At 73.0% G+C, this 13,988-nt stretch carries 10 protein-coding genes; 5 read left to right on the forward strand and 5 right to left on the reverse strand.

Going from position 1 to position 13,988, the window contains the following annotated elements; translation table 11 throughout:
- Positions 1 to 891: 891 nt before the first annotated feature.
- From E1265_RS22395 to E1265_RS22410, 4 genes are all read right to left on the reverse strand, one after another.
- Positions 892 to 2,319 (reverse strand): GH1 family beta-glucosidase, encoded by a 1,428-nt coding sequence (locus tag E1265_RS22395; RefSeq protein WP_132932673.1) that lies wholly within the window; start codon positions 2,317 to 2,319, stop codon positions 892 to 894.
- Positions 2,320 to 2,643: 324 nt separating this feature from the next.
- On the reverse strand, positions 2,644 to 3,561 hold the full coding sequence (locus tag E1265_RS22400) for a carbohydrate ABC transporter permease (RefSeq protein WP_132932675.1): 918 nt from the start codon (positions 3,559 to 3,561) through the stop codon (positions 2,644 to 2,646).
- Positions 3,561 to 4,610, reverse strand: coding sequence for a sugar ABC transporter permease (locus E1265_RS22405; RefSeq protein ID WP_132932677.1), 1,050 nt, complete (start codon positions 4,608 to 4,610; stop codon positions 3,561 to 3,563). The genes E1265_RS22400 and E1265_RS22405 overlap by 1 nt, the downstream gene beginning before the upstream one ends.
- A gap of 22 nt (positions 4,611 to 4,632) precedes the next feature.
- Complete coding sequence (locus E1265_RS22410) at positions 4,633 to 5,955, reverse strand: ABC transporter substrate-binding protein (RefSeq protein WP_132932679.1); 1,323 nt, start codon at positions 5,953 to 5,955, stop codon at positions 4,633 to 4,635.
- Between the two features lie 240 nt (positions 5,956 to 6,195).
- On the opposite strand from E1265_RS22410, the gene E1265_RS22415 reads away from it, so the two are divergent.
- The 3 genes from E1265_RS22415 to E1265_RS22420 all read left to right on the forward strand — a co-directional run bounded on the left by E1265_RS22415 (position 6,196) and on the right by E1265_RS22420 (position 10,217).
- Positions 6,196 to 7,233, forward strand: coding sequence for a LacI family DNA-binding transcriptional regulator (locus tag E1265_RS22415; protein WP_132932681.1), 1,038 nt, complete (start codon positions 6,196 to 6,198; stop codon positions 7,231 to 7,233).
- 381 nt (positions 7,234 to 7,614) lie between these two features.
- Entirely contained in the window at positions 7,615 to 9,111 is a 1,497-nt protein-coding gene (locus E1265_RS39460; RefSeq protein WP_243741014.1) for a cytochrome P450, read from the forward strand.
- Positions 9,096 to 10,217, forward strand: a complete 1,122-nt coding sequence (locus E1265_RS22420) for a cytochrome P450 (protein WP_243741015.1) — start codon at positions 9,096 to 9,098, stop codon at positions 10,215 to 10,217. The genes E1265_RS39460 and E1265_RS22420 overlap by 16 nt, the downstream gene beginning before the upstream one ends.
- A 38-nt stretch (positions 10,218 to 10,255) precedes the next feature.
- Here E1265_RS22420 and E1265_RS22425 read toward each other — a convergent pair whose 3' ends face one another.
- Positions 10,256 to 11,680 (reverse strand): pectate lyase, encoded by a 1,425-nt coding sequence (locus E1265_RS22425; RefSeq protein WP_132932684.1) that lies wholly within the window; start codon positions 11,678 to 11,680, stop codon positions 10,256 to 10,258.
- Between the two features lie 132 nt (positions 11,681 to 11,812).
- Between E1265_RS22425 and E1265_RS22430 the strand changes: the two genes are divergently transcribed.
- The gene (locus E1265_RS22430; protein ID WP_132932686.1) at positions 11,813 to 12,829 is read left to right on the forward strand and encodes a hypothetical protein; all 1,017 of its coding nucleotides are present in this window, start codon (positions 11,813 to 11,815) and stop codon (positions 12,827 to 12,829) included.
- Positions 12,826 to 13,988 (forward strand): hypothetical protein (locus E1265_RS40365; RefSeq protein WP_207931167.1); only part of this gene is annotated, 1,163 nt, incomplete at its 3' end. The genes E1265_RS22430 and E1265_RS40365, both read left to right, overlap by 4 nt.

Raw genomic sequence — 13,988 nt, forward strand, 5'->3', positions numbered from 1 at the left:
CCCCCGACCTCTCCTGACACCACCCCGCCCGACCAAAGTCCGAGCCGCACGGCAGCTCCACGCCTGGCGGGCACCGTGTGCCCGGCCCCCCGGCGCGGCCCCACCGCCCGCGCGGGCTGCGTCGATTCGCCGCGTGGCGTTCCGTGGCCTGGCGGGGTACCCGCACCGGCGTGCGTATCGGGCCGGCTCCCACCGTGACCTGCCCGCCGCCACGCGCGGACGACCGGCGGCAGTCCGGGCCGCGGTCTCGCGGGCCCAACCGTTGCTCTTCCGTCGCCCGCGCGGGCTGCGTCGGCTGCGTCGGGTCGCCGGTGTGGAAGCCGTCCCTGGACGGCGTGGTCGCCACGTGGCGCTCCGCGCCGGGCGGAGGCACCCGCGCCGGCGTGCGTACCGGGTCATGAGCCCGGACGCCGGTTCAGCCCCGCCGCCCGCGGGGCTGCGTCGGGTGGTGTCCGTGTGGAAGCGGCGCCGTGGGTCGCCGTGACGGCGCGGTCGCCGCGCGGCGCTCCGCGGCTGCGGGCACTCGCGCAGGCGCCGCGCGCGGACGACCGGCGGAAGCCCGGGGCCGCTGCGCTTTCGTGAACCCAGTTCGCGCCGTCGCCGCACGGCGACACCAAGCCGTCCGTGCCGTTGCGCGCCCGCGGGCTGCGTCGGGTGGCGTCGGTGCGGAAGCCGTGCCGTGGACCGGACGGCTGGTGCCGTTCCGCCGCCCGTGCGGGCGCGTCGGCGGCGCCGGGTGGCGCCGCCGACGGCCCGTGGTTCCCGGAGTCCGGGGGCGTGCTTCCCCGGGAACCGCGGCCGGTGCCGGCGGACGGACACCGTCCCGCCGGCACCGACGTTTCCTGCCCCCGCCTGGAGGGCGAGCGGCCCTCCGCCTGGAGGGCGAGCGGGCTAGGCCAGGCGACCCGACGACGCCACCTCGGCGTACCACCGCGCGCTGGACTTCGGCGTCCGCTTCAGCGTCTCGAAGTCCGTGTGCACGATTCCGAACCGCTTGCTGTAGCCGTACGCCCACTCGAAGTTGTCCATGAGCGACCAGAGGAAGTAGCCCCGCACGTCCGCGCCCAGCCCGATCGCGTCGTGGACGGCGGCCAGGTGGCCGCGCAGGTACGCGATGCGGTTCGGGTCGTGGACCGCGCCCGAGTCGTCCTGCTTGTCGTCGAACGCCGCGCCGTTCTCCGTGACGTAGAGCGGCAGCCCCGGCGCCTCCCGGCTGAAGCGGAGCAGCAGGTCGGTGAGGCCGGTCGGGTCGATGACCCAGCCCATGTCCGTGCGGTCGCCGGGCGCGAGGTGGAACTCGACCTCCTCGGAGCCGACCCACGGCGAGTGGTCGGAGACGCCGTGCGCGTGGTTGCGCGCCGCCGGGCGGCCATCGTTGGGCGCTGAGACGACGGTCGGCGTGTAGTAGTTGAGGCCCAGGTAGTCCAGCGGCTGGTGGATCGCGGCCTCGTCGCCGTCCCGCACGAAGGACCAGTCGGTGACGCGCGCTGTGTCTCGCTTCAGGTCGTCCGGGTAACCGCCGTGCAGCAGCGGGTCGGAGAAGATCCGGGTGTGCAGCGCGTCGATCCGCCGCTCCGCGTCCTGGTCCTCGGGGGAGTCGGAACGCGCCCTGATGACGCCCGGGTTGAGCGAAATGCCGATCTGGGCGTCGCGCGGCAGCACCGAGCGCAGCGCCTGCACCGCCAGGCCGTGACCGAGGTTGAGGTGGTGCGCGGCCTTCAGCACGGACTCCGGCTCGGTGCGCCCGGGGGCGTGCACACCCGAGCCGTAGCCGAGGAACGAGCTGCAGAACGGCTCGTTGAGGGTGGCCCACAGCCGCACCCGGTCGCCCAGCGCCTCGCCCACGATGCGGGCGTACTCGGCGTAGCGCTCGGCGGTGTCCCGCACCGGCCAGCCGCCCGCGTCCTCGAGCTCCTGCGGCAGGTCCCAGTGGTAGAGGGTCAGCGAGGGGGTGATACCCCGTTCGAGCAGGCCGTCCGCGAGCGCCCGGTAGAAGTCGAGCCCGCGCTGCACAGCCGGACCCCGGCCGGTGGGCTGCACCCGCGACCAGGAGACCGAGAAGCGGTACGCGCCGAGCCCGAGCTCGGCCATGAGGTCGATGTCCTCCTGCCACCGGTGGTAGTGGTCGCAGGCGATGTCGCCGGTGTCCCCGCCCAGCACCTTGCCCGGGGTGCGGGCGAAGGTGTCCCAGATGGACGGGGTGCGCCCGTCCTCGCGCGCGGCTCCCTCGATCTGGTAGCTGGCCGTCGCCGAGCCCCAGAGGAAGTCCGAGGGGAAGATCAGGCCCGCGTTGGCCTCGGTGGGGTCATTTTCAGTCATGGAAGCGCTCCCATTCTAGCTCGTGGATGAGGGTATCGAACGCCGCGCGCCGGGGGGGTGCCGGGCCGCCGGCCGGGCGGCGGCCCGCCCGGCGAACTTAGGCCCCGCCCTGCCGATCTCGCCGGGCCCGCGACGCCATACACGGCACCTCGCTGCGTTACCCCACGCCGCGGAGCGGCATATCGGGCGCTGCGTGCGAATACGGCCGGGGTATGAGCTGCGCTGCTGCCGATGTGCGGCTCCGCCGCGTGAGGCGCCTTGCGATGCACCGCGTCTGACGCCGCGAGCTGATCCGACGAGATCAACAGGGCGAGACCTGGAGGCTCAGCCCTTGAGCGCTCCATTCATGATGCCGCCGACGATCTGCCTGCCGAACAGCACGAACGCGATCAGCAGCGGCATCGTGGCCAGAAACGCGCCGGCCATGATCACGCCCTGGTCCTGGATGTAGCCACGGCCCAGGTTCGTCAGCGCGACCTGAACCGTCGGGTTCTGCTGGGTCAGCGCGATGATCGGCCAGAAGAACTCGTTCCAGGCCGTGACGAAGGTGAGCATGCCGAGCACCGCCATGGCCGGCCGCGCGGCCGGGAAGACCACGTGCCAGACGATCCGCAGGCTGTTCGCGCCGTCCACCCGCGCGGCCTCGACCAGCTCGTTCGGTAGGGCCTGGGCCAGGTACTGCCGCATGAAGAACACGCCGAACGCGCTCACCATCATGGGCAGGATGACCGCCTGCAGTCGGCCGGTCCACTCGAGCTCGGCGATCGCCATGAACATCGGGACCACGGTGAGCTGCGGCGGCACCATCATGGTGCCGATGACCAGCAGCATCAGGAAGTTCTTGGCGCGGAAGCGGAGCTTGGCGAAGGCGAAGCCGGCCAGCGTGGCGAACAGCACCGTCGAGACCGTGATCGCGCCCGCCACGAACAGCGTGTTGAGCATGGCCGTGCCCATGTTGCCGTCGGTCCATGCCTGTTCGAGGTTCCTGAACAGGCGGCCGCCGAACCAGAAGGGCGGAGTCGGCTCGGCGAGCCGGGCCGTGGTGTGCGACGAGGCGAACATCTGCCACACCAGCGGGTAGAGCGAGCCGATGGTGAAGACGATCAGGATGGTGTACGTCAGCCAGCCGCCGTGCAGTTGGCGCCCCGCAGTGCCGGCGCGGCGCTCCCTGCGGGTGCGGCGCGCCGCCGGCTGGACGTCGGCCTCGGCCTCGATCCTGGTGGTGTCCGTGGTGGTCGCCATCACTCCTCCTCTCCGGCGGCGCGGCCGATCCAGCGGGTGAGCGCCCAGTAGACGAGTCCGATGAGGATCAGCAGCAGGAACATCGTCCAGGCGATGGCCGAGGCGCGACCGAGGTGCCGGTTGAACCAGCCCATCTGGTACAGGTACAGGCCCAGCGTCTGGTACTGGCCGCTGGCGCCGCCCTCGGCCCCGCCGCCGCCGAACAGCATGGGCTCACCGAAGAGCTGGGTGGCGCCGATGGTCGAGACGACGATGGTGAACAGGATGGTCGGCCGCAGCGAGGGCAGCGTGATGTGCCGGAACTGCTGCCAGCGTGACGCCCCGTCAAGCGCCGCCGACTCGTAGAGGTCGTTGGAGATGGACTGCATGGCGGCCAGGTAGATCAGCGTGTTGTAGCCGGTCCACCGCCAGATGACGATCGACGACACCGCGAACTGCGAGGTCCAGGTGCCCGACTGCCAGTCGATGTTGTCGATGCCGACCAGCCCGAGCGCCCAGTTGATCGCGCCGTAGTCGCGTCCGTAGAGCATGGCGAAGACCAGCGCTGCGGCGGCCACCGAGGTGGCGTACGGGGTGAGCATCGCCACCCGGAACAACATGCTGCCGCGCAGCCGGTAGTTGAGCAGGTGGGCGAGGCCCAGCGCCATCAGCAGCTGCGGCACCGTCGAGATGATGCCGATGGTGAACGTGTTCTGCAGCGCGTTCCAGAAGAACTCGTCGTCCCACAGCCGCGTGAAGTTGTCGAAGCCCACCCACTCCATCTCGTTGGGCCGGCTGAGCGACACCTGGTGCAGCGAGGCCCACCCGGTGTACAGCAGCGGGAAGAGACCGAAGGCCGCGAAGAAGAGGAAGAAGGGCGAGATGAAGGCGTACGGGCTGTACTTGATGTCCCATCGGTAGCGACGGGAGCGGCGCGCGGCCCGCTTGGCCGCCTGGGGGTCGTGCTGGCTGGCCGGGGCCTTGGGCCCCCGGTCGTCGGTGGTTGTCGGGCGCGGGGCCGCGCCCCCCGGGGTGCCGGGGGGCGCGGCCTGGCGGTGGTCAGTAGTCATCTACCTGTCCCGGTCGGTCCGCTTATTCCGCGAGCTGGTTGTCCAGCAGGCTGACCACGTTCTCCCAGGCGCCGTCCGGCGACTCGCCCTGCGCGTCGACCTGGACCAGGCCCTGGGTGATGGCCTCCTGGATCTCCAGGTCGTGCGGGCCGATCGGGCTGGAGGGGATCTCCGCGGCGGCGGCCGAGAAGAACTCGCCCATCGGGACGCCCTGGAAGTAGTCGTTGGTGGCGTTGAGCACCTCGGGCAGCTGCTGCGCCTCGGCCGAGCTGGGGAAGCTGCCCCGCTCGGCGAAGAGCCTGGCCTGCTGCTCGGGCGCGGTCAACCAGGCCGCCAGCTCGACGGCCTCCTCCTGGTGCTCGCTGGCCTGCGGGACCCCGACGAAGGAGCCGCCCCAGTTGGAGGGAGCCGGCGACTCGGCGATGTTCCACAGGCCGGCGGCGGCGTCGCCGGCCTGGCCCTGGATGTAGCCGAGCATCCAGGCTGGGCAGGCGGCCAGGGTGGCGAAGGCGCCGTTGGCCATGCCCCGGTTCCACTCGTCGGTGAACTGCTCGAGCTGGCTGGTCAGCCCGCGCTCCGACGCGTCGACCGCGAGGTCCCAGGCGTCCGAGACGCCCTGGCTCTCGGCGTAGACCGTCTCGCCCGCCGCGTTCGTGTAGCGCTCCTCGTAGGCGGAGACCACGGCGTTGAACACGCCGGGCGACCCGTCGACGAAGGAGACGTCCGCCGGCGCGTTGGCCTGGAACTGCTCGCCGACCTCCAGGTAGTCCTCCCAGCCGCCGGCGAAGAGCGCGCTCACCTCGGCCGGGTCGGTGGGCAGGCCGGCCTGCTCGAAGTAGTCGGTGCGGTAGCAGATCCCCGTCGGGCCGATGTCGGTGCCGAGCCCGATGAGGCGGCCGTCCGGGTCGGTGGCCTGCTCCAGCTTGAACGGCATGAAGTGGCTCGGGTCCACGTTCTCGAACTCGTTGAAGTCGACCCAGGCGTCGCTGAGTTCGTTGGTCATCTCGGCGATGTTGCCGACTTCGATGGCCTGGATGTCGGCGAGCCCGCTGTTCTGGCTCAGCCGGGTGCGCAGCTGGGCGATGTAGTCACCGCCATCCGTGATCGAGTCCTGCTCGATCCTGATGTCCGGGTTCAACTCCATGTATTCGTCGTAGAGTCCGGCCTCCTCGAAGCCGAACTGGCCGAACACGCCCACCCGCAAGGTGATCTGGCCGTCCTCGCCGTCCTCGCTGTCGCTGGAACACGCGGCGAGCGTCGAGATGGCGAGGGTGGCGACGACCCCCAGGGTGAGTGCTCTTGTCCTTCGGCGGTGCGGTCGACGTGCGATGGCCTCATTGCGCATGACGGGTCGTCCTCCTGGCGCACACTGACGTTGCCTTCCCAGCGCTGGTGCGGCATGTGGGGGATGGGGTGCCCTGGGCTCGGAACGTACGGGTTCTGTAGGGTCTCGATGGTATGGGAGCGCTCCCAAAAGTGATGGGTTGAAGGGTTCCTGAGCCGTCGCCGGTGTGTCAAGCGGTAGGGCGGATCGTCGGGGATTCCGTGATGTAGTTGGATCCTGGGGTGCAAACGGAGGGATGCGATGGCAGTGGCAAGACGCGGCACCGGCCGTGACGGGAGGCCGACCCTTGAACAGGTGGCCGCTCGCGCCGGCGTCGGCAGGGGGACCGTCTCCCGGGTGATCAACGGGTCCCCGCGGGTGAGTGACCGCACCCGCGCGGCGGTGGAACAGGCGATCGCGGACCTCGGCTATGTGCCGCACCAGGCGGCCAGGGCGCTGGCCGCCAACCGGTCCAACGCCATCGCCCTGGTGGTGCCGGAGGCCGAGGGGAGGCTGTTCTCGGAGCCGTTCTTCTCGGGGATAATCCGCGGGGTCAGTGCCGAGCTGGCCGACACCGACATCCAGCTGCTGCTGACGCTGATCCGTGCCCCGCGGGAGCGGGCGCGGTTCGCGCAGTACGCGGCGAGCGACCGGGTGGACGGCGTGTTGCTGGTCTCGGTGCACGGTGACGACCCGCTGCCCGACCAGCTGGCCGAGATGGGCCTGCCGGTGGTGATGACCGGCCGCCGCTCGGAGAACGAGCCGGTGCCCTACGTGGACTGCGACAACGTGGGCGGCGCTCAGCTGGCCGTCGAGCACCTGCTGGGCCGTGGCCGCTCCACTGTCGCGACCATCTCGGGGCCGTCCGACATGTACGCGGCGCGCTGCCGGCTCGAGGGCTATCGGGAGGCGCTGCGCGCCGCCGGCAAGGAGCCGGACGACGAGCTGATCGCCGGCGGGGACTTCACCGAGGAGAGCGGGCACGCGGCGATGCGGGAGCTGCTGCGCCGGCGGCCCGCGCTCGACGCGGTGTTCTGCGCCTCCGACCCGATGGCGATGGGCGCCCGGCGCGCGCTGCGCGAGCTGGGGCGCTTGGTCCCGGGGGACGTGGCGCTGGTCGGCTTCGACGACTCGGCGCTGGCCCGGCACATGGACCCGCCGCTGACCAGCGTCCGGCAGCCGACCGAGGGCATGGGCCGGGCGATGACCAGGGCGCTGCTCCAGCTGATCAACGAGGGTGACCAGGACCGCCCTCACCTGCTGCTGCCCACGGAGCTGGTGCGCCGCGCCTCCTCCTAGGCCCCGCCCAGGCCCGGCCGGCGCACCGCCTGACGGCCTGTCAGCCCTCGCGACGCGCGTAGCCCCGCACGGGAGCCGCACCGACACCGTCACACCCCGCCGAGGCCGGCGGCCGAACTCCGGCCGCCGGCCTCGGCGTTGGCCGCTGCGCGGCGACGGGGCCGTGGATGGCGGCAGGGCCCGTCGTAGGAGTCCGAGCGGGAAGCGCGGCAACAGCCGGCTCGCTGTGCGGAACCGCCGAGCGTCCCCCGCGCCGTCGCCGGCGACACCGGATCCGCGGCCGCGGTGTGGCCGGGCGCCCGCTCACCCGCCGCGGGCGAGAAATAACGGTTCCGTAACCATCTGTTGCCTCTCCGCGCTCATCACTGAAGGCTGATCACCGTGTCAGATTCCGACTCGACTTCCGCCCCCACGAACCCGGACGGTGCCCCCTGGCGCGAGCGGACCGTGCCCTGGCCGCTGCGCAGTGCGCCGCTCTACGGCCCCGAGTACACCCGGGACCCCCTGGCCTACTACGAGGCACTCCGCCGGGACTTCGGGCCCATCGCCCCGGTCACGCTCGACGAGAACGGCACCTTCCGCGGCTACCTGGTGCTCGACCACGTCTACCAGCTGGAGATCCTGCGTAACCACGGCCAGGTCTGGGCGCGGGACTCGCGCTGGTACCGCGATCTCGCCGAGGGGACGCTGCCGTTGGACCATCCACTGGTCCCGCAGATCGTCTACCGCCGCAGCCGGCTCTACGCGGATGGGGCCGAGCACACCCGCATGGCCGCCGCCGGGAACCAGGCCCTCGGCGAGCTCGACCTGGTCAAGGCCCGTGACCTGATCGAGGCCCTGGCCCACCAGCTGATCGACGCCTTCCTGCCCGGCGGCCAGGTCCTGGCCGAGGGCGAGGAGGAGAGCGAGGCGCCCACCTCGCCGGCCGAGGAGCTTCAGATCGACATCCTCGCCGACTACGCGCTCCCGCTGCCGCTGCTGGTGATGATGCGGCTCATGGGCATGGACGAGGTCAGCGCGCTCGCCGCCGGCACCGCCATCCACGAGATGCTCAGCGGAGGGCCGGAAGCCGCGCGCGCCGCCCAGGACCTCGACGGGCTGATGGCGGCCCTGGTGGCGGAGAAGCGGGACCATCCAGGACCCGACCTCGTCTCCTGGATCCACCACCACAACCGGGACTCCGGGCTCGACGAGCACCAGTTGCGCGAGGAGGTGTGGCTCCAGATCGTCGCCGGCCGCGGCGCGAGCACCACCTGGATCTGCAACACCCTGCTCGAACTCGTCAGCAACGACGACCTCTACGCGGACGTGCTGGCCAACCGCTGTTCCATGGACGAGGCGATGAACCACGTGATGTGGGTCAACTCCCCCATCCAGAACCTGTTCGGCCGCTGGGCCACCCAGCCCACCAAGCTCGGCCCCTACCGGCTCGACCAGGGCGACATGGCCATCGTCAGTCTCGGCGCCTCCGGCATGACGATGCGCTCGGCCGGCCTTGACGTCTCCCGCACCAACAACGCCCACCTCGCCTGGGGCGCGGGCGACCACGGCTGCCCCGCCCGCGACCTGGGCCGGTTGATCGTCAGGACCGGCCTCGAAGTGCTGTGGGACCGGCTGCCGGGCATCGATCTGGCCGTGCCCAGGGAGAAGTTGGCCTGGGACCTGCCCTACATGGCCCGCACGCCCGCCGCGCTCCCCGTGACCTTCCCCCGCCCGCCAGCCGAGCCCAAGGACGCGACCCGATGGACACGCGACACGATGCCGTTCACCTCGAGCCCGCCCCAGCCGACCTCCACGGAGACGAAGGAGCGGCCCTCAGAGCGGCAGGGCCGGTTGCCCCTGTGGCGCTCCCTGGTGGCGTGGTGGCCAAGGCGGTAACCACCCGCGAGACCGCGTCCCTGGTGATGAGCGACCCGCGCTTCGCCAAGGACATCGAGCACTGGGGCGCCTACCAGCGCGGCGAGATACCGGCCGACTGGCCGCTGCTGTTCATCGTCGAGGGCCGCGGGTTGCTCACCACCGACGGCGAGACCCACCGCCGGCTGCGGCTGCCCGTGCAGCGTGCCATCTCGCCGCGCCGGGTCAAGGAGCTGCGGCCGCGCGTCGAGGAGATCGTCGAGCGGCTGCTCGCCGACCTGGCCGGGCGTCCCTCGGGCGAGGAGACCGACCTGCGCGCCGCGTACGCGCTCCCGCTCCCGCTCGACGTGATCTGCGACCTGCTCGGCGTCCCCGAGGACGGCGAGCTGCGTCTCGAACTGCACGAGCTCTCGGTGGCCGCCATCAACTCGGAGGCCACCGTCGCCGAGGTGCAGGCCACGGTCGGCCAGCGCTTCCCGGCCATGCTCGCAGCGTTGATCGAGCGCAAACGGGCCGCCGGCGACCAGGACGACCTCACCATGGACCTGGTCGCCGCGATGGACGCGGGGGAGCTCAGCGAGGCGGAGGTGGTCGGCAACCTGGTGATCACCGTCATCGGCGGCCACGAGACCACGGTCAACCTGATCTCCCACGCGGTGCGCGGGCTGCTCACCCACCCCGAGGCCATGGCCGCGGTCCGCGCCCGCGAAAGCGCGGGCGACGACCCGTGGTCCGACGTGGTGGAGGAGGCGCTGCGGTGGGAGTCGCCCACCCGCCACATCATGTTCCGCTACGCCACCGAGGACGTGACCGTGCCCGGCGGCGCGGTGATCCACGCCGGTGAGGCGGTGCTGGTCCCGATCGCCGCGATCCAGCGCTGCCCGTTCACCTTCCCCGACCCGGACACCTTCCGGCCCGGCCGCCCCGAGGCCGGCCGGCACATCGCCTTCGGCGTCGGTGCCCACCGTTGCCCGGGCGCGCCGCTCGCCAGGCTGGAGGCCGAGATCGCGCTGCGGCGCCTGTTCGCCGCCTTCCCCGACCTCACCCTGGTCGACCGGCCGCCCGTGCGGGTCCCGTCCCTGGGGGTCAACGGCCACCAGGAGCTGCCGGTGGTGCTGCGCGGCTGAGACGCCCCGACGTCGTGGCCCCGGGGGCTTGCGCCCGCTCACCAGGGCCACGGCACGGCGAGTCGGCCCGCCCCCGCCAGGGCGAGCACCGTGGCCCGCACCGCGCGCGGATCGCGCTGCGGCCGGTAGTCGTACCGGTCGGCCGGATCCCAGCCCACGTCCGTGGTGAACTCGCGCAGCGCCCACTCGGGCGGCTCAGGTGTGGCCCGCGCCTCGGCGGCCCTGGCCTCGAACTGCCGCCTGGCCACGTCGTTCAGGTCGGCCGGCCGGCCCCGGAACCAGGAGCCCCGGTCGGAGAACTGGTGCCCGTTGAGATTGGCCAGCGCCAACTCGGCCGAGGCGCCGGGCCCGCCGTAGTCGAAGGCGTTGTACTCCGAGGCGATCATCGACTCGAGACCCACGCCGATCCCGTACTGCACCGGGTAGTCGGAGTCGTCGGTCGAGCCGGTGAAGTAGTTGTTGTACACGTGCACCTGGCCGAACCGCACCCGCGGGCTGCGCTGCGCGCTGTTTTCGAACAGGTTGTGGTGGAGGGTGATCCGCAGCCGGCCGCGGTCCCGGTCGCCGCGTCCGTCGCCCGAGCCGACCAGCATCGTCTTGGAGTGGTCGGTGAAGCGGCTGTAGGAGACGGTCACGAAGTCCGTGCCGTCCTCCATGTCGAGCAGCCCGTCGTGCCGCTCGACCGGCTCGCCGTGGAAGCCGGTCGGCGCCTCGCCGTTGGGGAACCGCCCGTCGCCGAACGTGCAGTGGTCGATCCAGATGTTGCTGCCGGTGACCACCGACAGCGCGTCGAACCTGGCGTTCCAGGCGCCCTGTTCGCCGTCCCACGGATCCCAGGACGGGAAGTGGTCGACGGGCGCCTCGAGTTCGAGGTTCCGCACGATGATGTTGCGGCCGGTGTTGATCGACAGGTTGACGCCGAGCAGCCGGGCGTCCCGGCCGAGCCCGAGCAGCGTCGTGTTGCTCGGCACGGTCAGCTGGATCTGCCGCTTCTGTGCGTTCGACCCCGTGGTACGCAGCCGCCGTTGCTCGCCGCACCACGGGTACCGGGAGTCGCTCCACTCCGTGCCCTCGGGCCCGAAGCAGGCCATGTACCGCTCCAGGTCCCAGCCCGGCGCGTAGTCCGCCGCCTCCAACAGCCGGCCGTCGTCCGCCTCGTTGCCCGCTATCGAGCCGCGCACCAGGATCACCTTGGGCGCCGTGGGATCCCCGCCGTTGGCCAGCGCCGCCGCCAACTCCGCCCGTGTCTCCACCACATGGACGCTGTCCGGCGCGGCGCCCGCCCCACCGGTGGTGCCCTCGCCGGCCGTCGCCCAGCCGGTCAGCGCTCCGAAGGACGTGGCGGCGATCGCGGCCGGCCCGGCCTCGGGACGTGCCTCGGCCGCCGCCTCAGGACCGGCGCCGAGCGTCAACACGCCGGCGAGCGCGAAGGCCAGCAGCGGTCCTCCAGAGCTCTCTCGCATACGCCACAGTCGCCGCCGCCCCCGGGAAGGTTGCCGCCGAGCGCGGCCGTACGTCGGGCCTTGGCGATTCCGTTGCCAGAAGGTTGCCGAACGCCGCCCGCACGGTCGGCGACGCGGTCTAAGGTCCCTGCCATGGCAGTTCGGCACCTCTGCGCACCAGGGGACTTGGACACCCGCCGCCCGCTGCCCGGGCGCCCGGCCGCCGCGCAGCGCGTGGCCGCCGTCGCGGCGAGCGACGGGCTGCGCCGCGTCGCCGTCGCCACCACCGCCCCCTGGTTCCACGGACTCGGCGAACTGCTCGTCCTCGACCCCGAGTTCGGCGGCCGGCCGCTGCTCCTGCCGCCCACCGTCCGCCGCCCACAACCGGGGCTCGTCCGCGACCTGCTGCTCAGCCCGGACGGCGGCGCGCTCACCGTCGCCCTCAGCGGCACCGAGGAGCAGCCCGTCGGTCAGCTCGCCCACTGGGCGCTCGACGGCCCGGCCGAACGCTGGCGCCGCTCGCTCGGCCGGGCGCGGGACACCGCGCTCGGCGACTGCCTCCGACCCCAGCTCGCCGCCAGCGCCGACGGCTCCACCCTCGCCTGCGCCGACCGCTGCCGCCGCGGCGTGCTGGCGCTCGCCGCCACCGACGGCCGCCGGCTGACCGACCCACCGGCCATCGCCGGCAGCCCCGCCGTCGCCCTCGACCACGCCGGCGGCCGGCTCGCCTACCCGGCCCCGGCCGGCATCGCCGTGCTCGACCTCGCCACCGGCCACACCGAGACCAGGACCGCCGGACTCGACTGGTGCGGCGGTCTCGCGTTCAGCCCGGACGGCTCCACCCTCGCCGTCGTCGGCGAGGCGGACGGCGCCGCCATGGCCGTGCTGCTCGTGCCCGGCCGGGGCATCGTCGACCGCCGCGCCCTCGGCCCGCTGCCGGGCGACGCGCGCCGCCAGGTGCTCCGCCCCGTCTGGGGCGCCGCCGGCGCCCGGGCCGCCGTCAGGACCGGCCGCACCGTCACCGTCTGGGACCTGCTGACCGCCCGGCCGCTCTCCACCGTGCCCGACCTCGGCCGCTCCACCGCCTGGAGCCTCGCCACCGACGGCCGCGCCCTGGTCGTCGCGACCACCACCGAGATCCGCGCCCACGAGCTGGAGCCCAGCGCATGACCACGGCTCCGCTCGCCGACCCCGCCGAGATCCGCGCGCTCCTCGCCGCCCGCCCCGACCAGGCCGGCTGGCAGCGGCTCTGCCCCCTGCTCGAACGCCTCACCCCCGAGCAACTCGCCGAGCTCACCCCCGAGGTGCTGCGCTGGCCCGCCGCCCAACGCCCCATGCCCGACCACTGGTGGGCCCAGTGGGTCGGCGGCGACCACCGCCCCCACCACGCGCTCGCCGGCACCCGCAGGCTCGGCCGCCTCGACAGCGTGGAGACCGGCACCGTGCCGGCGCCCGTCGCCGAGGACTGGGGCGACGACGACCGGGCCGAGGACTGGGGCGACGACCCGCACGAGGACCCGGCCGAGCACTGGGCCGCGAACGGAACCGAGGACTGGCCGGAGGACTGGTCGGAACAACCCGCCGGCGCCGGGGACCCCGACGCCATCCACCTCGACGGCGCCTACTTCTACAACGGGGTCACCGCCGTCGCCGCCCCACCCGGGCTGCGCTGGCTCGCGCTGGCCGCCGCCGCCGAATGGCACCACAACGGCGGCGACATCGTCCGCTGGGACACCACGCGCGACGCCCCACTCGTCCGCTACCTCGACGGCGGCGACTACCACGACGAGGCGTACGACCTCCAGGTCAGCCCCGACGGCGAGACCGTCGTCACCGCCGTCGAGGGCGGCTGGCGTGCCTGGTCGGCCCGCACCGGCGAGCCGCTGTGGCGGATCGTCCCCCGCCTGGCGGCCGCCACGAGCGGGAACGGCGCGGGCGAGCCGGACGAGGGCTGCCTCAGCATGGACGACCTGGTGCGCTTCGCCTTCTCCGCCGACAGCCGCCGGCTCGCCGTCGGCACCGGCGGCTCCGACGTCGTCGCCGTCGTCGAGACCAGCACGGGACGGGTGCTGCTCCGGGTCCCCGAGGGCGAGGACGCCTTCGGACCCGTCGCCCTCGACGCCACCGGCCGGCTGCTGCTGCACGTCGCACCCGCCGGCCGCGTCGTGCTGCGCGCCGTTGCCGACGGCACCGTGCTCGCCACCGCCGACACCGGACTCACCACCGTCACCGCCCTCGCCTTCGCACCCGACGGCACCGGCGCCATCGCGGTGGGCGGCGCGGTCGGCGGCGCCCCGGAGAGCGCGGGCCTGGCCACCGCCGCCCACCC

The sequence above is a fragment of the Streptomyces sp. 8K308 genome, from assembly GCF_004348315.1.
GTDB lineage: Bacteria > Actinomycetota > Actinomycetes > Streptomycetales > Streptomycetaceae > Streptomyces.